5 protein-coding genes and 4 pseudogenes are annotated in these 21,731 nt (G+C 71.1%); 3 read left to right on the top strand and 6 right to left on the bottom strand.

Translation table 11 applies throughout. The annotated features are described in order from the left end of the window. Nucleotides 1-94: 94 nt before the first annotated feature. The 4 genes and pseudogenes from OO63_RS47775 to OO63_RS18575 all read right to left on the bottom strand — a co-directional run. Nucleotides 95-796 (bottom strand): annotated as a pseudogene (locus tag OO63_RS47775) (AMP-binding enzyme); the annotation flags it as partial. Next, nucleotides 693-9,515, bottom strand: a pseudogene (locus OO63_RS46360) (amino acid adenylation domain-containing protein); the annotation flags it as partial. The pseudogenes OO63_RS46360 and OO63_RS47775, both read right to left, overlap by 104 nt. Then, nucleotides 9,434-11,596 carry a condensation domain-containing protein gene (locus OO63_RS42295; protein ID WP_051810978.1) on the bottom strand — a complete coding sequence of 721 codons (2,163 nt, stop codon included), beginning with the start codon at nt 11,594-11,596 and terminating at the stop codon, nt 9,434-9,436. The pseudogene OO63_RS46360 and the gene OO63_RS42295, both read right to left, overlap by 82 nt. Next, nucleotides 11,597-18,253, bottom strand: coding sequence for a non-ribosomal peptide synthetase (locus OO63_RS18575; protein WP_158798918.1), 6,657 nt, complete (start codon nt 18,251-18,253; stop codon nt 11,597-11,599). It lies immediately after the preceding gene. 472 nt (nt 18,254-18,725) lie between these two features. On the opposite strand from OO63_RS18575, the gene OO63_RS18580 reads away from it, so the two are divergent. The 3 genes and pseudogenes from OO63_RS18580 to OO63_RS46830 all read left to right on the top strand — a co-directional run bounded on the left by OO63_RS18580 (nt 18,726) and on the right by OO63_RS46830 (nt 20,774). Continuing rightward, the gene (locus OO63_RS18580; protein WP_030360446.1) at nt 18,726-19,922 is read left to right on the top strand and encodes a cytochrome P450; all 1,197 of its coding nucleotides are present in this window, start codon (nt 18,726-18,728) and stop codon (nt 19,920-19,922) included. 134 nt (nt 19,923-20,056) lie between these two features. Next, nucleotides 20,057-20,602: pseudogene (locus OO63_RS47780) on the top strand (methyltransferase family protein); the annotation flags it as partial. Nucleotides 20,603-20,618: 16 nt separating this feature from the next. Further along, the gene (locus OO63_RS46830; protein WP_248782211.1) at nt 20,619-20,774 is read left to right on the top strand and encodes a hypothetical protein; all 156 of its coding nucleotides are present in this window, start codon (nt 20,619-20,621) and stop codon (nt 20,772-20,774) included. 94 nt (nt 20,775-20,868) lie between these two features. On the opposite strand, the gene OO63_RS46835 is transcribed toward OO63_RS46830, so the two are convergent. Further along, nucleotides 20,869-21,414, bottom strand: coding sequence for a methyltransferase (locus OO63_RS46835; protein ID WP_078619215.1), 546 nt, complete (start codon nt 21,412-21,414; stop codon nt 20,869-20,871). Beyond that, nucleotides 21,401-21,655: pseudogene (locus tag OO63_RS47785) on the bottom strand (methyltransferase family protein); the annotation flags it as partial. The pseudogene OO63_RS47785 and the gene OO63_RS46835, both read right to left, overlap by 14 nt. Nucleotides 21,656-21,731 lie beyond the last annotated feature (76 nt).

Raw genomic sequence — 21,731 nt, forward strand, 5'->3', positions numbered from 1 at the left:
CCACACCACCGCCCTCGAACTCCTCCAACACCACACCCGCATCCGAACCACCAGCCACCGCCACCCGCGCCAGCTCTGCCACCGTCCGGCACTCAAAGATCTGCCGCGGCGACACCTCCACGCCCAGCACCCGGGCCCGCGACACCACCTGAATCGAACGGATGCTGTCCCCGCCCACAGCGAAGAAGTCGTCATCGACTCCCACCCGCTCCAGACCGAGAACCTCCGCATACACCCCGGCCAGCACCCGCTCCACCACCGACCCCGGCGCCCGGTAATCACCCCCACCGAACTCCGGCTCCGGCAACGCCGACCGATCCAGCTTCCCATTCGGCGCCAACGGCAGCCGATCCAGCATCACCAACACCGACGGCACCATGAACTCCGGCAACCGCCCCGCCACAAAACGACGCAGTTCGGCACTGTCGACGCCGCTGGTGAGGTCGATGGCGTCGTCGCTCAGGCCCTCGGTGTCGCCGGTGGCGTCATCCGCTCCGGTGGGGACGACATAGCCGACCAGCTGTTTCGTGCCCTGGCCGGTGCGCGTGGCGACCACGGCCTGGGACACACCCGGATGGGCGGTCAGCGCCGCCTCCACCTCACCCGGCTCGATACGGAAACCGCGCACCTTCATCTGCGCGTCATCACGCCCCACATACTCCAACTGACCATCAGCGCTCCAGCGCGCCAGGTCACCCGTGCGATACATCCGCGCACCCGCGACCCCATACGGATCCGCCACGAACCGCTCCGCCGTCAGAGCCGCACGAACTCCCCGAACCGACCCACTCCTCACCGGACGGCAGCGAGAACGTCGTCGCGTAGAAACTCTCCGTCTGCCCATAGGCGTTGACCACCCGCACACCCGGGAAGGCCTTCCGCACCCGGTCCGCCAGGGACGCGGGCAGGGCTTCTCCGGCGAAGACGACGGCGTCGACGTCCACGGTGCCGGCGATGTCGTCGACGAGTTCGGCGAAGACGGACGGCACGGTGCTGATCACACCGCCCTGCCAGTCCTCGCGCTCCGCCAACTCCAGGACGTCGCGGACCACTTCGACGCAGCCGCCGCGCGCCAGGGTGGTGAAGATCTCGAAGACGGACACGTCGAAGTTCACCGAGGTGCCCGCGAGCACCCGCGTGCCCGACTCGATGCCCACCCGCTCGGCGAGCCGCAGCACGCCGTTGACCACGTTGCGGTGCGTGACGGTCACACCCTTGGGCGTGCCGGTCGAACCGGAGGTGTACATCACGTACGCCGCGTTGTGCGGCCGCGGCGGCGTGTTCCCGGCATCGGCGCCCGCGTTCCCGGCGTCGGCGCCCGCCTTCTCGGCGTCGCCGACGAACAGGCGCGGAGTTCCGTCGTCCGGCAGCACTCCCTCGGTTGCCGCGTCCGTCAGGAACAGCCGGGGGCGGGCGTCCGACAGGATGAAGTCGAGCCGCGTGCTGGGGTACTTCGGGTCGACCGGCAGATACGCGGCCCCGGACTTCAGCACGCCGAGCAGTGCCACGACGAGGTCCGCCCCGCGCGGCAGCGCGAGTCCCACCACCGTCTCCGGACCCACTCCGCGTGCCGCAAGCTCGCGTGCCACCCGGTCCGCGCGCGCGTCCAGCTCGCGGTAGGTGAGGGTCCACTCGCCGGAGATCACCGCCACCGCGTCCGGGGTGGCGGCCGCCTGCCGCTCGAACAGTGCGGGAATCGTCACCTCGGGCGTCGGCGCCGCCGTGTCGTTGAACCGGTCGACCACCAGCTCCCGCTCCGCCCCGTCCAGCACGTCCACGACCGCCCCGATCGGCCGGGCGGGGCTGGCGACCAGTTGCTGTACGACCCGCGCGAACCGGGCCGCGAGGGCCTCGACCGTGGCGCGGTCGAAGAGGTCCGTCGCGTACTCGAGGTGGCCGACCACACCGAGGCCGGGGATGTCGGCCATGTTGAAGAACAGGTCGAACTTCGCGGTGTCGGTGGACGGGTGCTCGAGGTGCACGCGCAGGCCTTCGAGCGCGAAGTCCTCACGGGCCATGTTCTGCCAGGCGAACATCACCTGGAACAGCGGGTGGTAGGCGGTGGAGCGGTCGGGTTTGATCAGTTCCACCAGGCGCTCGAAGGGCGCGTCCTGGTTCTCGTAGGCGGCCAGGGCCTTCTCGCGCACCTGGCCGAGGAGCCCCTTGAAGCTCGGGTTTCCGGACAGGTCTGCGCGCAGCACCCACGTGTTGACGAAGAAGCCCACCAGCTCCGCGAGCGCGGCGTCGGTGCGGCCGGCGATCGGAGATCCGACGGTGATGTCGTCGCCGCCGCCCAGGTGGTGCAGCAGGACCGTCACGGCCGACTGGAGGACCATCGACACCGTCGCGCCCTGCGCGCGGGCGAGTTCTTCCACGGCGGTGACCAGGTCCGGATCGAGCTCGAACGCCACCAGGTCGCCGCGACGGCTCGCCACCGGCGGCCGGGGGCGATCCGTCGGCAGCTGCAACGGCTGCGGCACGCCCGCCAGTTCGTCCCGCCAGTGCCGCAGCTGGGTGGCGAGGACACCGTCGGGGTCGGACTCGTCGGCGAGCAGTTCCCGCTGCCACAGGGTGTAGTCGACGTACTGCACCGGAGGCTCAGGCCAGTCGGGCTCCGCACCTCGCAGCCGGGCGGCGTAGGCCGTGCCCAGGTCGCGCGCCAGCGGACCCATCGACTCGCCGTCCCCGGCGATGTGGTGGACCACGAGGACCAGCACGTGCTGGTCGGCGGCGCTGCGGACCACGGTCGCCCGCAGCGGTATCTCCGTGGCCAGGTCGAACGGCCGGGCCGCGACGGCCGCCACCGCGTCCGCCACCGCGTCCGGTGCGGACTCGACGACGTGCAGGTCCACCGGTGCCGGCGTGGCGGGCAGCACCCGCTGGTACGGCACTCCGTCACCGGACTCGGCGATCAGCGTCCGCAGTATCTCGTGCCGCGACACGACGTCCCGTACCGCGTTCTCCAGCGCCGCCACGTCCAGCGCGCCGGTGAGCCGCAGCACGAACGGGATGTTGTACGTGGCCGACGGCCCCTCGAACCGGTCGATGAACCACAGGCGGCGCTGCGCGAACGACAGCGGCGGCTGCTCCGGGCGCTGTGCCGCCCGGCGCAGCGGGGAGCGGACGCGCGCTCCCGGCGCGATCCGCTCGACCAGTTCCACGACGGTGGGACAGTCGAAGACCGCGCGGATCGGGACCTCGGCGCCCAGTTCGGCGCGGATCCGGCTGATCAGCCGGGTGGCGAGGAGCGAGTGCCCGCCCAGGGTGAAGAAGTTGTCGTCGATGCCCACCCGGTCGATGCCGAGGACCTCGGCGAACAGCGCGCAGAGAACCTCTTCCTGCGGTGTCCGCGGCGGCCGGCCCGTGGCCACACCGGCGTAGTCGGGCACGGGCAGCGCCTGCCGGTCCAGCTTCCCGTTGGGGGTCAGGGGCACCTCGGCGATCGCGACCACGGCCGCGGGCACCATGTACTCCGGCAGCCGTTCCTGCGCGTGGTCGCGGAGCCCGGCGACGAGGACGCCGATCTCCCGCGCCCCGGCCGGGTCGTTCGCCAGCGTCCGCTCGGGGCGCCCAGTGGGCGTGAACCCTCCGGAGTACGTCCGTCCGGCTTCGGTGCCCGCGGGGAAGACCACCGCGTCGAAGCACTCGGGCACGCCCGCCGTCAGGGTGAGCAGCAGGCCGACGCCTCGCCGGTCGGCCCAGTTCCGCAGGTCGTGCGGGTCCAGGGGCGGGAGCCCGGCCACCGGTGAGTCGAGGCCCGCGAAGGCGGTGGCGGTGGCGACCTCACCGGCGAGTCGGGCGTTGGGTATCCGGGTGATCCGTACCGGTGTCGTCCCGTGCTCCTGGACGATCTCGTCGAGGCCGGTGAAGTCGTCCACCCTGCGGCCCCAGGCGAGCTCCGGGATCCCGGTCAGAGGGACGAGGTCCACGGGTGCCTTGTGCAGCACGACTTCGTAGCGGTGCCGGGTCAGTTCGTTGTGGGCGCGGCCGGGCTTCAGGAGCACCTCCACCCCGGCGGCGCCGTTCTCGTCGGCCCAGCGCGTGAACCACTCCGGGTCGAGGACCAGCTCCTTCTCCACCAGGACGGCGCGGGCGACGGCGGCGCGGACCACGGACGCCGACGCCTCCGGGCGCTGGGCGTGGTGGATCGCCGTCTTCAGCAGGCTCAGCGAGCCGGCGTGGCGCACGTCACCGATCACGATGCGGCCGCCGGGGGCCAGCAGGCCGAGGGCCTGGCTCAGCACCCGGTCGAGATAGCCGGCGTCGGGGAAGTACTGTGCCACCGAGTTGATGACGACGGTGTCGAAGTACTCCTGGGGCAGGCCCGACACGTCGTCGGCGGGCTGCACCCGCAGCCGGACCCGCTCGGCGAACCCGGCCCGCTCGACCTGGTCCCGCAGCTGCTCGATGACGGGTGCCGAGAAGTCCGTGCCCCAGTACTCCGCGACGTCGGGCACGATCTGGGAGAGCAGCAGACCCGAGCCGACGCCCAGTTCGAGGACGCGCTGCGGCGCCCGGTCGAGGATCTGCTCGACGGCGGCGTCCCGCCAGGCCCGCATCTCCGCCAGCGGGATCGGCTCTCCGGTGTAGCTGGAGTTCCAGCCGGTGAAGTCCGCGCCCCAGGCGGCCGTCCCGGACCCGGTGTACGCCTCGTCGTACACCTGCTGCCACTCGTCGACCTGCTCCGCCTCCCGGGCGGTGGCCGAGCCGGTGGGGGCGGGCACCACGTATCCCACGATGCGCTGGTCGCCGGGCCGGTCCTCGCGGGTGATCACCACGGCCTGGTCCACGCCGGGGTGCGCGGCGAGGGCGGCTTCGATGTCGCCGGGCTCGATGCGGAATCCGCGCACCTTAACCTGGAAGTCGACCCGGCCGAGGTAGTCGATCACGCCGTCGGGCCGCCACTTGACCAGGTCACCGGTGCGGTACATGCGCGCGCCGGGGGTGAACGGGCTGGCCACGAAGCGTTCGGCGGTCAGGCCCGGACGGTTCAGGTAGCCGCGGGCGAGCTGGACGCCGGCGAGGTAGAGCTCTCCCGGCACACCCGGGGGGACCGGCCGCAGCGCGGAGTCGAGAACGTAGACCTGGGTGTTCCACACGGGCGCGCCGATCGGGACGCCGGTGGCGCCGTGCTCCTCGCGGCACTCCCAGGCCGTGACCTCGACCGCGGCCTCGGTGGGGCCGTAGAGGTTGTGCAGCCGGGTGCCGGGGAGCACCTGTGCGAAGCGCTGGGTGAGCTCCAGGGGGAGCGCCTCGCCCGCGGCCTCCACACGGCGCAGGCTGGTGCACTGGTCCGCGGTCGGCTCCGAGAGGAACGCCGCCAGCATGGACGGCGCGAAGTCGGCGTCGGTGACCCGCTGTTCCCGGATCAGCCTGGCCAGGTACTCGGGGTCCTTCTGCCCGTCCGGCCGTACGATCACCAGAGCCGCCCCGACCTGCAGCGGCCAGAACAGCTCGGGCACCGACACGTCGAAGCCGACGGATGTCTTCAGGAGCATCCGGTCGCTCTCGTCCATGCCGTAGTGGCCGTGGCCCCAGGCGAGCCGGTTCATGATCGAACGGTGGGACACGACCACGCCCTTGGGCTTCCCCGTCGACCCCGAGGTGTAGATCACGTAGGCGGCGTGGTCCTCGTGCACGTCGACGCCGGGGTTCGCATCCGGGTGGCCGGAGAGGTCCGGGAGTTCGTCCAGGACGAGGAGGGGCGTGCTGTCGGCGACCATGTGCTCGACCCGCTCTCCGGGCAGATCGGTCTCGATCGGCAGATAGGCGGCTCCTGTCTTGAGCACGCCGTAGATCGCGGTGAGCAGGTCGAAGGAGCGCGGCATCCGGATCGCGACGAGCCGTTCGGGTCCGGCGCCCCGCTCGATCAGCCAGTGCGCGAGGCGGTTGGCGCGGGCGTTGAAGTCGGCGTAGGAGAGCGTGTCTCCCTCGAAGACGAGCGCGGTGCGCTCCGGGCCGCGCTCCACCTGGGCTTCGAACGCCGCGGCGAGGGTGCTCCCGGCGGTGGCCGTGGGGTGAGCGGTGTCGTTCCACTCGGACACGACCTTGGTCCGCTCGGCGGACTCCAGGACATCGAGCTGCGCGACGCGGATCGACGGGTTCTCGACGACCTGGAGCAGCACCCGCAGGCAGCGGGTGGCGATGGCTTCCACGGTGGCGTGGTCGAAGATGTGGTGCTGGTACTGGAGCGCGATGCGCAGTTGCGGGTCGGCGTCGGCCGTCACGGTCAGCGGGTAGTGGGTGCCGCTGAACGGGGTGAGGCCGGTGATCGCCACACCCGCCTCGGTGTTGGCGTCGCCGAGCCCCGCGTGGTCGATCGGGAAGGACTCGAAGACGACGACGGTGTCGAAGAGGGTGCTGAGGCCGGTGTCCTGCTGGATCCGCGCGAGGCCGTGGTGGTGGTGGTCGAGCAGCACGGCCTGCCGGTCCTGGAGCCGCGTCAGCAGCCCCGCGAAGGTGTCCCCGGGGGCGCAGGTCACGCGTACGGGAAGGGTGTTGATGAACAGGCCGACCATGGTGTCGATGTCCGTGACGACGGGCGGACGGCCGGACACCGTCGCGCCGAACACCACGTCCTCGCGCCCGGTCAGCTCTCCGACGACCACCGCCCAGACCCCCTGCACCAGGGTGTTCAGGGTGACGCCCACCTCGGCCGCGTACCGGGTCAGTTCGCGGGCGGTCTCCGGCGACAGCGGTACGTCGACCTGCCCGATGTCCTCGGAGTCGGCGGACTCCGCCCCGGGGGCGAGCAGGGTAGGTTCCTCGAGTCCGTCGAGTTCGTCGGCCCAGGCGCGGGCGGCCGCGTCCTGGTCCTGCTGGGCCAGCCAGGACAGGAAGTCCCGGTAGCCGCGCACCTTCGGCAGGGCCGCGAGGTCCCCGCCGGAGCCGTACAGCCTGAGCAGGTCCTCCATGAGGAGCGGGACGGACCAGCCGTCGAACAGCACGTGGTGGGCGGTGAAGACCAGTTCGGCCCGGTCCGGGCCCATGGTCACCAGGGTCATCCGCACCAGCGGCGGTGCGGTCAGGTCGAAGTGCGTGGCGCGGTCGTCGGCGAGGATCCGTTCGAGCGCCGCGTCACGGTCGTCGCCGTGGTCGCTCAGGTCGGTGTGCTGCCAGGGCAGGCGGACGTCGTCGACGACGAGTTGGACGCGTTCACCGGCGGTGTCGCTGACGAACGCCGTCCGCAGGTTGGCGTAGCGGTCGAGGACGGCCTGTCCCGCGGCCCGCATCCGCTCCGGCTCCACCGGCCCGGTCAGGTGGAACACCAACTGCATGTGGTACGCGTCGTACGCCGCGTCGGCCAGCAGGGCGTGGAAGAGCAGTCCGGACTGCAGCGATGTCAGCGGCCACACATCCGCAAGGCCGGGATACTTCTTCTCCCAGACCTCCAGCTTGCGCTGGTCCACCGAGACCAGCGGCACGTCCGACGGCGTCAGGCCACCGGCGCCGGGCCGGGCCACGTGCCGGGCGATGCCTTCGAGCGCCGTGCACCAGAGGTCGGCCAGCTCCTGCACGTCCTCGCGGGACAGCACGCCGGTGGCGAAGCCCACGCGGGCGTTCAGGCACGGCCCGTCCTCGGCGTCGCCGACCAGCGCGTTGATCTCCAGCGTCGACATCAGCGGCATGTCCGCGTCCGGCGCCGCCACCAGGTCGGTGGTGTTCTCGGCCCGGGTCCAGCCGAGGCCGCGCAGGTTTTCCGGCATGTCGGCGGCGGAGAAGTGGCCGAGGTAGTTGAAGGCGATCTGCCCGGTGTCGTAGCGCCGGAGCACCGTCTCCGTGTCCGGGTTCAGATAGCGCAGCAGGCCGTAGCCGACGCCCTTGTCGGGGATGGCGAGCAGTTGCTCCTTCACGGCCTTGATCGCGCCCGCGGCTGCGGGGCCGCCCGCGAAGGCGTCGCTGAGGTCGATCCCCGCGGTGTCGAGGCGGACGGGGAACATGCTGGTGAACCAGCCCACCGTGCGGGACAGGTCCGCGCCCGGTACGACGGCTTCCTCACGGCCGTGTCCTTCGAGCCGGATCAGCGCCGAGGACTCCGAGACGCCGCGCTTCTGCCGCCACTTGGCCACCGCGAGGGCGAGCCCGGCCAGCAGACCGTCGTTCACCGTGGGTCCAGCGTCGTACCGAGGTCGCCACCGGCGTGCGTCCACGACCAGGTGGTGCAGTACCACCAGGAGTCGACCGGGGGCCGCCGCGCCCGGATCGAACCATACGAACCGGGCCATCACCCCGCGCACGGGGTCCAGTTGTCCGGTGGCCTCGTCCAGCTCTGTCTCCGCCTGTTCCCGCCAGGTCGGTGTGTCCCACTGGCCGTCGGACTCCACCCGGTGGACGAGGCCGGAGACGTCCACCGAGCCCTGCTCGGTGACCTTCAGATTCCATGCGTCCCCGGTGATCAGCCGCGAGCGCAGAATGTCATGCCGGTCGACCACGGCCGCCAGGGTCGCGGACAATCCCGCCGCGTCGATGCCCACCGGCAGTTCCAGTACCGCCGACATGGAGAACCGGTCGAAGCCGCCGCCCAGTTCCTGCAGGTAGTGGCTGATGGGCAGCATCGGCAGGCGGCCCGTACCGCCGCCCTCGAACTCCTCAAGCACCACACCCGCATCGGAGCCGTCCGTGATGGCCACCTGTGCCAGCTCGGCCACCGTCCGGCACTCAAAGATCTGCCGAGGCGACACCTCCACACCCAACACCCGCGCCCGCGAAACCACCTGAATCGAACGGATACTGTCCCCGCCCACAGCGAAGAAGTCGTCATCGACCCCCACCCGCTCCAGACCGAGAACCTCCGCATACACCCCGGCCAGCACCCGCTCCACCACCGACCCCGGCGCCCGGTACTCACCCCCACCGAACTCCGGCTCCGGCAACGCCGACCGATCCAACTTCCCATTCGGCGCCAACGGCAACCGATCCAGCATCACCAACACCGACGGCACCATGAACTCCGGCAACCGCCCCGCCACAAAACGACGCAGTTCCCGTGCCGACACACCGGCGGTCAGGTCGACGTCGAGCTGGCCGAGGCTCTCGACGGTGCCGATGCCGCCCTCGCCCATACCGACGGGAACGACATAGCCCACCAACTGCTTGACGCCGCGGCCGGTGCGCGTGGCGACCACGGCCTGGGACACACCGGGATGCGCGGTCAGCGCCGCCTCCACCTCACCCGGCTCGATACGGAAACCGCGCACCTTCATCTGGGCGTCGTCACGCCCCACGTACTCCAACTGACCGTCGGCGTTCCACCGCGCCAGGTCACCCGTGCGATACATCCGCGCACCAGGCCCACCGAAGGGATCCGCCACGAACCGCTCCGCGGTCAGGCCCGCTCGGCCGTGATAGCCACGCGCCACGTTGCCCGCCACATACAACTCGCCCACCACGCCCGGCGGCACCGGGAGCAAGCCAGGACCCAGCACATACGCCCTCATGTTCCCCAACGGAGAACCGATCGGCGCACTCCCCGAACCGACCCACTCCTCACCGGACGGCAGCGAGAACGTCGTCGCGTAGAAACTCTCCGTCTGCCCATAGGCGTTGACCACCCGCCGTCGCGGACCACCTCGACGGCGCCGCCCGCGCACAGCGTGGCGAAGATCTCGAACACGGACACGTCGAAGTTCACCGAGGTGCCCGCGAGCACCCGCGTGCCCGACTCGATGCCCACCCGCTCGGCGAGCCGCAGCACATCGTTGACCACGTTGTCGTGCGTGATGGTCACACCCTTGGGCGTGCCGGTCGAACCGGAGGTGTACATCACGTACGCCGCGTTGTGCGGCCGCGGCGGCGTGTTCCCGGCGTCCGCCGGAAGGGGTCCGCTCGCGATGTCGGTGACGAGAAGCTGCGGGACGTCGGTCCCGGACAGCACGTCGGCCGACTCCGCGGCCGTCAGGACGAGGGCGGGTCGGGCGGCCGCCAGGATGTGATCCAGACGCGCACTCGGGTACTTCGGGTCGATCGGCAGATACGCGGCCCCGGACTTCAGCACGCCGAGCAGTGCCACCACGAGGTCCGCCCCGCGCGGCAGCGCCACCGCGACCGTCGACTCGGGACGCGCTCCACGCTCCGCCAGGGCGCGGGCGACCTGCTCCGCCCGCGCGTTCAGCTCCGCGTACGTCAGCGTCACCTCGTCCGACACCACCGCCACCGCGTCCGGGGTGGCGGCCGCCTGCCGCTCGAACAGTGCCGGGATCGTCACGTCGGGCGTCGGCACCGCCGTGTCGTTGAACCCGTGGACCACCAGCTCCCGCTCCGCCGCGTCCAGCACGTCCACCGAACCGACCCGCGTGCCCGGGTCGGCCACGAACGCCCGCACCACGCGCACGAGGCGGGCGGCGGCGGCCTCCATGGTGCTCCGGTCGAAGAGGTCGGTGGCGTACTCGAGCGTGCACCGCATGGACCGCTCGTCGGGGTCGATGCCGAAGTTGAACTCCAGGTCGAACTTGGCGGTCGCGGTGGGAACCGCCTCGAGCCGGGCCCGCACCTCGGGCAGGGCGACGTCGACGCGGGAGTCTCCCTGCCAGGTGAACATCACCTGGAACAGCGGGTGGTAGGCCGTGGAACGCTCCGGGTTCACCGCCTCCACCAGGCGCTCGAAGGGGGCGTCCTGGTTCTCGTAGGCGCTCAGCGCCTTGTTCCGCACCCGCTGGAGCACCTGGTGGAGCGTCGGGTTCGCGGCCAGATCGGTCCGCAGCACCCAGGTGTTGACGAAGAACCCGACCAGGTCCGCCAGCTCGGCGTCCGAGCGGCCCGCGATGGTGGAGCCCATCGTGATGTCCTCGCCCGCGCCCAGATGGTGCAGCAGCACCGCGACGGCCGACTGCATCACCATCGTCGGGGTCAGGCCGGGTATGCCCTGGCCGTCGGCCAGGTTCTGCACCGCCGCGAGGAGGTCCGGTTCGATCGTGAACTCCACGCTGTCGCCGCGGTGGCTGGCGGCGGACGGCCGCGGCCGGTCCGTCGGCAGCGGCAGCTTCTCGGGGGCGCCCGCGAGCTCGTCCTGCCAGTAGCGCAGCTGGGTGGCGAGGACGCTGTCCGGGTCGGACTCGTCGCCCAGGAGTTCGCGCTGCCACAGGGTGTAGTCGACGTACTGCACCGACAGTTCCGGCCACTGCGGGGCGTCGCCCGTCAGACGGGCCGTGTACGCGGCGGCCAGGTCGCGTGCCAGCGGCCCCATCGACTGGCCGTCGCTGGCGATGTGGTGCATCACCAGGACGAGCACGTGCTCGTCGTCGGCCCGCCTCAGCAGCCGGGCCCGCACCGGGATCTCGGCCGAGAGGTCGAAGCGGTGAGCCACCGCTTCGGCCACGGCGCCGGCCAGGTCGGCCGGTGCCACCTCGGTCACGGGCACCGCCAGTCGGATCTGGTCCTCGGGCAGCACCCGCTGCCCCGGCACCCCCGCGTCGTCCTCGCCGAACACCGTGCGGAGACTCTCGTGCCGGACGACGACGTCGCGCACCGCCGAGGACAGCGCGGCCACGTCCAGGGAACCGCTCAGGTGGAGCACGAAGGGAAGGTTGTAGGCCGCCGACGGGCCCTCGAAACGGTCGATGAACCACAGGCGACGCTGCGCGAAGGACAACGGGATCATTTAGTACTTGCTCCTATCCATCTTGCGCAGGCGAGGTCGGCTCGACGCGGAGGAGTCGTTCGCAGGGGCCGCGGAGGCGTCCTTCACCTTGCTCGACAGGTCGGTGACGCGGGGGGTGTCGAAAATCGCTCGCAGGGGCACATCGGCCCCGAGCTCGGAACGGATCCGGCTGAGGAGGCGGGCGGCCAGGAGCGAATGGCCGCCCAGGGCGAAGAAGTCGTCGTCCACGCCCACCCGGTCCACGCCGAGGACCTCGGCGTACAGGCGGCAGAGGGTCTCTTCCCGCGGTGTCCGGGGGGCGCGGTACCGTCCGGCGGTGAACTCGGGTTCGGGCAGCGCGGCCCGGTCCAGCTTGCCGTTGGGCATCAACGGCAGCGCGTCCAGCGGTACGACGGCCGCGGGCACCATGAACTCGGGCAGCCGCTCAGCGGTGAATCCGCGCAGTTCGGCGGGTCCGGCGCCGCCCGTCGCGGACGGCACGACATAGGCCACCAACTGCTCGGCCCGGCCCGTGCCATGACCGTCCCGGGCGATGACGACCGCCCGGTCGACCCCGGGATGAGCGGTCAGCACCGCCTCGACCTCGGCGGGCTCGACCCGGATGCCCCGGATCTTCACCTGCGCGTCGCCGCGCCCGACGTACTCCAGGTCGCCCGCCGCGTTGAAGCGGGCCAGGTCCCCGGTGCGGTACATCCGCGCTCCCGGCGGCCCGTACGGGTCGGCGACGAAGCGTTCCGAGGTCAGCACGGTCCGGCCCCAATAGCCGCGCCCCGCCGACGCTCCGGCGACGTACAGCTCGCCCGCCGCCCCCGGTGGCACCGGCAGCAGACCGTCGCCCAGGACGTACACCCGGTTGCCCGGAAGCGGCGTGCCGATCGGCGCGTTCACCGGGGCCCGCCACTCGTCCGTGCCGTCGACGGCGAACGCGGTCGCGTAGAAGGTCTCGCTCTGGCCGTAGGCGTTCACCACGCGCACCCCGGGCAGCGCCTCCCGTACCCGGCGCACCAGCGAGGCGGGCAGCGCCTCGCCCGCGAACACCACCGCGTCCGCACCGATCTTGTCGCCAAGACGGTCGACGAGTTCGGTGAACGCGGAGGGAACCGTGCTGATCACACCGCCCGACCAGCCGTCGCGCTCGCCCAGGACCAGCACGTCCCGGACCACCTCGACGCTGCCGCCGGTGGTCAGCGTGGTGAAGATCTCGAACACCGACACGTCGAAGTTCACCGACGTGCCCGCCAGCATGCGGTACCCCGGTGAGACGCCGAGTGCGGCCGCGAGGCCCGGCAGACAGTTGGTCACGTTGCGGTGGGTGATGGCCACGCCCTTCGGGGCGCCGGTGGACCCGGAGGTGTACATCACGTACGCCACGTGGTCCGGCCGCGGGGGCCGCACCTCGTCACCGAGGCCGTGGCCGGTTCCGGTTCCGGTTCCTGTTCCGCTTCCGCTTCCGCCGGCCGTGATCTCGTCGAGCCCGGCGCGGGGGGTGCCGTCGTCGGGGAGTACCGCCGTGCCGGTGGCGGGGTCCGTGAGCACCAGGGCCGGGCGCGCGTCGCGGAGGATGTGTGCGAGGCGCCGGCTCGGGTACTGCGGGTCGATCGGCAGATACGCGGCCCCGGACTTCAGCACGCCCAGGAGCGCGACGACCAGGTCCGCCGAGCGCGGCAGCGCCACCGCCACCACGCTCTCCGGCCCGACCTCGCGCCCGGCCAGACCGTGTGCGAGGCGGTTCGCCCGTTCGTCGAGTTCGCGGTACGTCAGCGAGACCTCGCCGCACTCCACCGCGACCGTGTCCGGGGTGGCGGCGGCCTGCCGTTCGAACAACTGCGGGACGGTCAGTCCGGGTTCCGGTGCCGTCGTGTCGTCGAACCGGCCGAGCAGCCGGTCCCGTTCGGCGCGCTCCAGCACGTCGACGGCGCCCACGCGGTGGCCGGGGTCCGCCGCCAGCTGACGCAGGATCCTGCCGAAGCGGGCACCGATGCGGTCGACCTCGTCCCGGTCGAACACGCTCCGTTGGTACTGCAGCGAAAGGCGCAGCCGGTCGGAGTCGGCGAGGGCCATCACGGTCAGCGGAAAGTGCGTGGTGGCGAACGGGCGGATGCCGGTGACAGTGATGCCGGCGGCCCGGCTCGCCTCGCCGATGCCGGACCGGTCCAGGGGGAAGGACTCGAACGCGACGTAGGTGTCGAACAGCGTGGCCAGGCCCGCGGCCCGCTGGATGTCGGTGAGGGGGTGGTGATGGTGGTCGAGGAGCGCGGCCTGCCGGTCCTGGAGAGCGGTCAGGAGCTCGGCGAGGGTGTCCCCCGGAGCACACCGCACCCGTACCGGCACCGTGTTGAGGAAGAGGCCGACCATGGAGTCCGCTCCGGTCAGGGCGGGCGGGCGGCCGGAGACGGTGGCGCCGAACACCACGTCCTGGCGACCGGTGAGCCGGGCGAGGAGGATCGCCCAGGTGCCCTGGACGACGGCGTTCACCGTGATGCCCAGTTCGGCCGCACGACGGGACAGGGCGCGCGCGATGTCGGCGGGCAGGTCCACCTCCACCTGGCCGATGCCGGTGAGGTCCGTCCCGAGTCCGTCGGCGGGCGCGAGCAGGGTGGGCTCCTCCAGTCCTTCGAGCTCCGCGGCCCAGGCGGTGGCCGATGCCTCCTGGTCCTGTCGCGCCAGCCAGTCGAGGAAGTCCCGGTAGTCGCGCGCCCGCGGCAGCGCTGCCGCGTCGCCACCCGTGGCGTAGAGGCGCAGCAGGTCCTGTGTCAGGAGCGGCAGCGACCAGCCGTCGAACAGCACGTGGTGCGCGGTCAGGATCAGCTCCGAGCGGTCCGGGCCGAGCGTGACCAGGGACAGCCGCAGCATCGGCGGGGTCGCGGCGTCGAAGTGGGTGGCCAGGTCCTCGGCGAGGAACCGCTCGAAGGCGTCGTCCTGGCCGGGCCCGTCGAGTCCGGACAGGTCGTGGTGGAACCACGGCAGCTCGACCCCGTCGACCACCAGTTGGAGCTGGTCGCCGTCGTCGTCGGACACGAACGCGGTCCGCAGGGCGGCGTGCCGGTCGAGCAGGGCCTGTCCGGCCGCGCGCATCCGGTCCGGGTCGACGGATCCGGACAGGTGCAGCGTGTACTGCACCTGGTACGCGTCGAACGTGGTGTCGTTCAGCTGCGACTGGAACAGCAGTCCCGACTGGAGCGCGGTCAGCGGCCAGATGTCGGTGAGTCCCGGATAGCGGCGTTCCCAGGTCTCGATGGCGCTCTGGGTCACGGTCACCAGGGGGACGTCCGACGGCGTCAGACCACCCGCGTCGGCCCTCTCGGCATACCGGGTGAGGCCGATGAGGGCGTCGCACCACAGGTCGGCGAGCTCGCGCACCTCGTCGGCGGAGAGCACGCCCGCGGGGGCGCCGAAGACGGCGCCGAGCCGGGGGCCGTCCACGGTGTCGGTGACGGTCGCGTTGATGTCCACTTCGCACAGCGCGGGCATCCGCGCGTCGTGCCCGGCGTCCAGCTCGGCCAGCTCCGCGAAGTCCGCCAGTTCGGCGGTCTGGGTGAAGCCGAGTCCGCGCAGTTCGTCAGGCATGTCGGCGGCGGAGAACCGGCCGAGGTAGTTGAAGCCGATCTGGCCGATCGGATGGTCGCGGAGCACCTCGGCGGTCTCCGGGTTGAGATACCGCAGCAGGCCGTAGCCCATGCCCTTGTCGGGGAGGGCGAGCAGTTGCTCCTTGACCGCCTTGACCACGTCGCCGGCGGCCCGGCCGCCCGCGAAGGCGTCGTCGATGTCGGCTCCCGCGAGGTCGAGGCGCACCGGGAACACGCTGGTGAACCAGCCCACGCTGCGGGACAGGTCCGCGCCCGGTGCCACGTCTTCCTCGCGGCCGTGCCCTTCGAGCCGGATCAGGGTCGACGGCTCGTCGACGCCGCGCCGGCGGCGCCACTGGGCGACGGCCAGGGCCAGTGCGGCCAGCAGACCGTCGTTGACCCCGCCGTGGACGGCCGCGGGCAGGTCCGTCAGAGCGGTCTCGGTGACCGGAACCGGCAGCAGGACCCGCACCTTCTCCACGGTGGCCATCACGTCCACCTCGGGGTCCAGGCGCCGGGTGCCGAGAACGGGGTCGGGACCCGCCACCACCGAGCGCCACAGCGGTAGTTCCGCCACCCGTTCCGGGGCGGCGGCCGCGTCCACCAAGGCATGTGCCCAGCGCCGGACGGATGTCGTCACCGGTGCCGGATCCGGGACGCGCCCGGCCCGCACCTGCTGCCACGCCGCGGCGAAGTCGGGCATCAGGATCCGCCACGACACTCCGTCGATCACCATGTGGTGGAAGGCGACCAGGAGCCGGCCGGGACCGGCGGACGCCGTGGTGGCAGCGGTGGCCGCAGGGGAAGAGGCGGCTGCGGAGTCGGCGCCGGGCCCGTCGCCCTCGGTGGCCGGGTCGAACCACACGAACTGCGCCACCAGACCGGCTGCCGGGTCCATTCTCCCGGCAGCCGCGTCGAGTTCGCCCAGCAGCAGGGGCCGCCATGACTCCGCGTCCCAGTGCCCGGAGCACGCGACGCGCCGGATCAGCGGGTCCACGGCCGCCGAACCCGGCGGGGAGACGTGCAGGCCCGGGCCCTCGCCCGGCCGCTCGGGCCCGGTGCCGGTGTCGGCGCCGGTCACGAGCCGGGCGCGCAGCAGATCGTGCCGGTCGAGCACCGCGCCGAGCGTCGCGGCGAGACCGGCCCGGTCGATGTCTTCCGGCAGTTCGAGCACGACGGCCTGTACGAGCCGGTCGAAACCGGGGCCGCGTTCCATGATCCACCGTGCCACCGGCATCAGCGGCATCCATCCGGTACCGCCGCCGGCCAGCTCGGTGAGGACCGGCTCCGGGCCGGACCCGCGGTGCGCGGCGGCCTCGGCCAGGGCGGCCACGGTCCGGTGCTCGAAGATCTCCCGCGAGCTGAGCTGCGTGCCCTGTGCGCGCGCCCGCGACACGATCTGGATGGACTGGATGCTGTCGCCGCCGAGCGCGAAGAAGTCGTCGTCGATGCCGACCCGGTCGAGCCCGAGGACCTCGGCGAACAGCTCCGCGAGGATCTCCTCGGCGCGGGTGCGCGGCGCCCGGTAGTCGCCGCCGCCGAACTCCGGCTCCGGCAGCGCCGCCCGGTCCAGCTTCTCGTTCGGGGTCAGCGGCAGCCGGTCGAGCACCATGAAGACCGACGGCACCATGTACTCAGGCAGGCGGCCCGCGACGAACCCGCGCAGGTCCCCGGCCCGGAAGCCGGAGTCGATGGCGATGCTGCCGCCGGCAGGACCCCAGCCTGCCGTGCCGGAGTCGACCGGGACGACGTACGCCACCAGTTGCTTGCCCCCGGCGCCGCCGGAGGGCTCGCGGGCGATCACCGCCGCGTGTGCCACGCCGGGATGGGAGAGGAGCACCGTCTCGATCTCGCCGGGCTCGATCCGGAAGCCCCGCACCTTCACCTGGGTGTCGACGCGCCCCTGGTAGACCAGCTCGCCGCCGGGAGTGAGCAGCACCACGTCGCCGGTCCGGTACATCCGCTCACCGGGGTCACCGTACGGGCAGGCCACGAAGCGCTCCGCGGACAGCGCGGACCGGTTCAGGTAGCCGCGCGCCACTCCGACACCGGCCAGATACAGCTCACCGGCCGTCCCCGCCGGAACCGGCCGCAACTGGTCGTCCAGTACATGGGCACTCATGTTGTCCATGGAGCGACCGATCGGGATGTCGTCACCGACCGGCTCGGCGGGGTCCACCGCGTGGCAGACGGCGAAGACCGTTGTCTCGGTGGGCCCGTAGCCATTGACGAACTGCGTGTGCGGGCAGGCCTCGATGGCGCGTCGGACAGCACGCGGGGTGAGGCGCTCGCCGCCGACCCACACGGCCCTCAGCCCGGCCATGCAGCCCGGGTCCTCCTCGGCCAGGAGGTTGAAGAGGGAGGTGGTCAGGAAGAGAGAGGTGACGCCGTAGTCGCTGACCAGGCCGGCCAGCACCTGCGGGGTCAGGTCCCCGGACGGGTCCGCGACGACCGCGCCGCCGTTCAGCAGCGGCACCCACAGTTCGTAGATCGAGGCGTCGAAAGCCAGCGGAGAGTGCAGCAGCACCCGCTCGTGAGCGCCGCCGCGCCAGCGGTGGTCGAGCGCGAGACCCACCACGTCCCGGTGCGTGATGCCGATGCCCTTGGGCGTCCCGGTCGAACCGGAGGTGTAGATGACGTACGCAAGGTGTTCCGGGTGCACCGCCACACCGGTTTCCGGAGTGCTTTCATCCGCTTGCTGGGCCGTGACGGCCATGGCGTCCAGCTCGTCGAGCTCGACGATCGGGCAGTCGACCGGGGGCAGACCGGCGGCCGAGGCGGTGAGCAGCAGCACCGGCCGTACGTCGCGCAGCATGAACTCCACGCGCTCGGCCGGATAGTCCGGATCCAGGGGCAGATACGTCCCGCCGGCCTTGAGCACCGCGAGGAGCGCCGTCGCCAGGGCGGCCGAGCGGGGCATGACGACCCCCACCACCGCACCGGGAGCCACTCCGCGACGGACCAGTTCCCGCGCCAGCCGATCCGCCGCGTCGTCGAGTTCCCGGTAGGTCAGCGACGCCTCACCGGCCACCACCGCGACCGCGTCCGGAGTGCGGGCGGCCTGCCGCGCAAATAATTCAGAAATCGTCACATCAGGCACGGAAGGCGTCGCTTCATTGAGTTCACGCAATAGCTCGTGCTGTTCCGCCGAATCGAGCACACTACCGCCCCCAGTTTTCGATGAATGGCTAGCACACACACTCTCCGACCGTTCCATCCGCAGCGCAGCCGGGTCAAGGCATCCAGAATTTTGACGAGGCCGCCGACACGCTTCAGCCCGGTCGGCCGCACCGAAAATGTCCCGCTGACAGTACGGCGCGATTCAATTCCCCGGAAAACATCCCGACTGGTAAAGCAGGGGTAATTCAAGCCACCACACCAGCGACCGACCGATACGCCATCCAGGACATTTCATGCACCCCACCTGCAACGATGACCAGGCCGTCAGAATCTGGCCCAATAAATATCTGACTTGATCCTTGCACCACGCCTGACCATGCCTTGCGGTCGGCATCCCGTCCGTGATGCGCTCGAGCACCAGCCGGTATGAAAGGGGAATTCAGATGACCACCAAACTCGTCGACAGGTGGGGCATCCATCCGGGTCACTTGTGGCTGCGCGGGCAACGCCCGGAGCACCCCGTCCAGTTCGACGAGGAACAGAAGGTCTGGAACGTCTACGGATACGCGGAAGCACTGCGGATCCTCGGCGAACCGAAAACCTTCTCCTCCAACACTGCGCGTCTGTTCCCCGTGACCCTCGACGAGTCGCTCAGCGAGGGCGACATGTCGCAGATGGACCCCCCGGACCACCGAAAGATCCGCAATCTGGTCAGCCAGGCGTTCACGCCGAAGCTCGTGGCCGGACTCGAACCCCGCATCGAAGAGATCGCCCGGGAACTGGTCGACGCCGTGTCCGACCAGGACAGCATGGAACTGGTCGCCGACGTGGCCTACCCGCTGCCGGTCATCGTGATAGCCGAGATGCTCGGCGTCCCGAGCAGTGACCGGCACATGTTCAAGGGCTGGGCCGACAAGATCATCGAGAGCCTCAGCGGCTTCGCCTTCCTGAACGACGGCGAGGAGGGTGAGAACAACATCAATGACGCCATGGCCCACATCCGGCCGCTGCTCGAGTATTTGCGCGAGCACGCGACCGAGCGCAGGAAGCGGCCACGGCAGGACCTGTTGACCCACCTCACCCAGGCCGAGGTCGACGGTGAGCGCCTCACCGACAACGAAGTCGTGAATATCGCGAACATCCTGCTGATCACCGGGCACATCACCACCACGATGCTGCTCGGCAACACCATGCTGTGTCTGGACGGCCACCCGGAGGAGGCGGCCCGGGTACGCGCGGACCGGTCCCTGGTGCCGACCACCATCGAAGAAGCACTCAGGCTCCTCAGCCCGTCCGCGGGAATTTCGCGCGCCACTTCCACGGACGTGGAACTGGCCGGGCAGCTCATCCCCAAGGACCAGTTGCTGCTGCTCTGGCTCGGCGCGGCGAACCGGGACGGGAACCAGTTCACCGACCCGGACACGTTCGACCCGGCCCGCGACCCCAATCCGCACTTCGGGTTCGGCCGCGGCATCCACTTCTGCATCGGCGCGCCACTGGCCCGCATGGAAGGCCGAATCGCGCTCAACCTTCTCTTCGACCGCTTTCCCACCATGCGCACCGATCCCGACAATCCACCGACGTTCTTTCCGACTCCGGACATGATCGGCGTCAACACGCTGCCGCTGTCCATGCGTTAGCGCGCCCCTGGTTCAGCTGTACCCCGTTGCGGTCGCCCGGTCTCGGACCGGGCGACCGCAACGCGCCGTTTCCATGGACCGCCCGCCGCGCATGTTCGAAATCCAAGGGAAAGGAATGATGCGCCATGAATCAAATGTCGCTGCTGGAGCTGGCCTTCGGCCACATCCCGGCACGCATCCTGCACGCCGCCGTCGAGCTGAGGCTCGCCGACGGGTTCACCGACGGCCCACAGGACCACCGGGATCTCGCCAAACGCACCGACACGGACCCGGCCGCCCTGCACAGGCTGCTGCGCGCCCTGGCCGGCCTCGGCGTGGTGACCCAGGTCGACGCCGACCGGTTCGAACTCACCGAGCTCGGGGGGCAGCTGCGCGCCGACGCACCCGACTCGATCCGGGACCATGTGCTGCTGCACGCCGTCCCCGAGGTCTGGCGGTCCTGGGGCGGGCTCGGTCACAGCGTGCGGACCGGGGCGCCCGCGCGCGACCCGGAGACCGGCCGGACGGCCGCTGAATTCACCCTGAGCGACCCCGAGTTGGCGGCGACCTATCACAAGGCCCTGGCGGACGGCAGCCGCATGCTCGCGCCGGAGATCGTTCGGGCCGGTGACTTCGGCCGGTTCGGCACGGTCGCCGACATCGGAGGCGGGGACGGCACACTGCTCGCCGCGATCCTGTCCGCGGTACCCGGTCCGCGTGGAGGGCGACCTCAACATGCTGGTCTGGAGCGGTGGCCGGGAACGGACCGAGGACGACTTCCGTGCCCTCCTCGGCGCCGCCGGGCTCTCCCTCACCACCACGACCGAGGTGGTGCCCGGGTACCACCTGGTGGAGGCCGAGCCCGCGCCATGAGGCGGCCGCCCGAAGTGCTCGCCGCCCGAGTCGGCGAGCACTTCGGCGCACAACGGCACGCATGGACGGCTCCCGAGAGAGCGCGGCGGCCGGGTCAGGCCGTGGGCGTGGCCTCGACGACGTGGAACCCGGTCTGCTGCCCGTCGGCGAGCACCTCGGTGATGCTCGTGAACGTGAAGCCCGAAGCGTCGAAGAGCTCCCGGTACTCCTCCTCGCTCCGCTCGGCACCGCCGCAGCCGACCATGATGCCGAGGTCGGCGAAGGCGATCACGTTGTCCTTGGTCATGATCGACGGCAGGACGGTCTCGACGAGGAGGAGCCGGGCGCCCGGCCCCATGGCCGCCCGGCAGTTGCGCAGCACGACCACCGACTTCTCGTCGTCCCAGTCGTGGATCACGTTCTTCAACAGATAGGCGTCGGCCCCCGACGGCACCGACGTGAAGAAGTCTCCCCCGACGATCTCGCACCGGTCCGCGACCCCGGCTTCGCCGAGGATGGCCGGTGCCGTCTCCATGGCCGTGGGCAGGTCGTAGAGCAGCCCACGCGGACTCGGGCGTCTTGGTGAGCAGGACCGTGTCCCGCACCGAGTCGGGTGCGTCGGCGCGCAGTTGCCCCCCGAGCTCGGTGAGTTCGAACCGATCGGCGTCGACCTGGGTGACCACGCCCTCCCCGACGAGCGCCCGCAAGAGCCTGCGCAGCGTACGCGGGTCCGCGCCCGTCACCTTGGCGAGCTTCTGGTAACTGCGCGGACCGCCGTCGAACGCGTCGGCGAGGCGTAGTTCGGCGGCCACGTACAGAATCTCCGCGGTGATGTAGCCGAGGGCCATCTTCGCCAGCGAAGGCTGTATCTGCTGATCCATCGTACGAATTTCCTCTCTCATACGTCCTGCTGACCGGACACCGTTGGCAGAGCGACACGTGAGATGGTCCCTGCCACTTCCGGTCGGCAATTCTGTT

Origin of the sequence: Streptomyces alboflavus, assembly GCF_000716675.1 — a bacterium.
GTDB lineage: Bacteria > Actinomycetota > Actinomycetes > Streptomycetales > Streptomycetaceae > Streptomyces > Streptomyces alboflavus.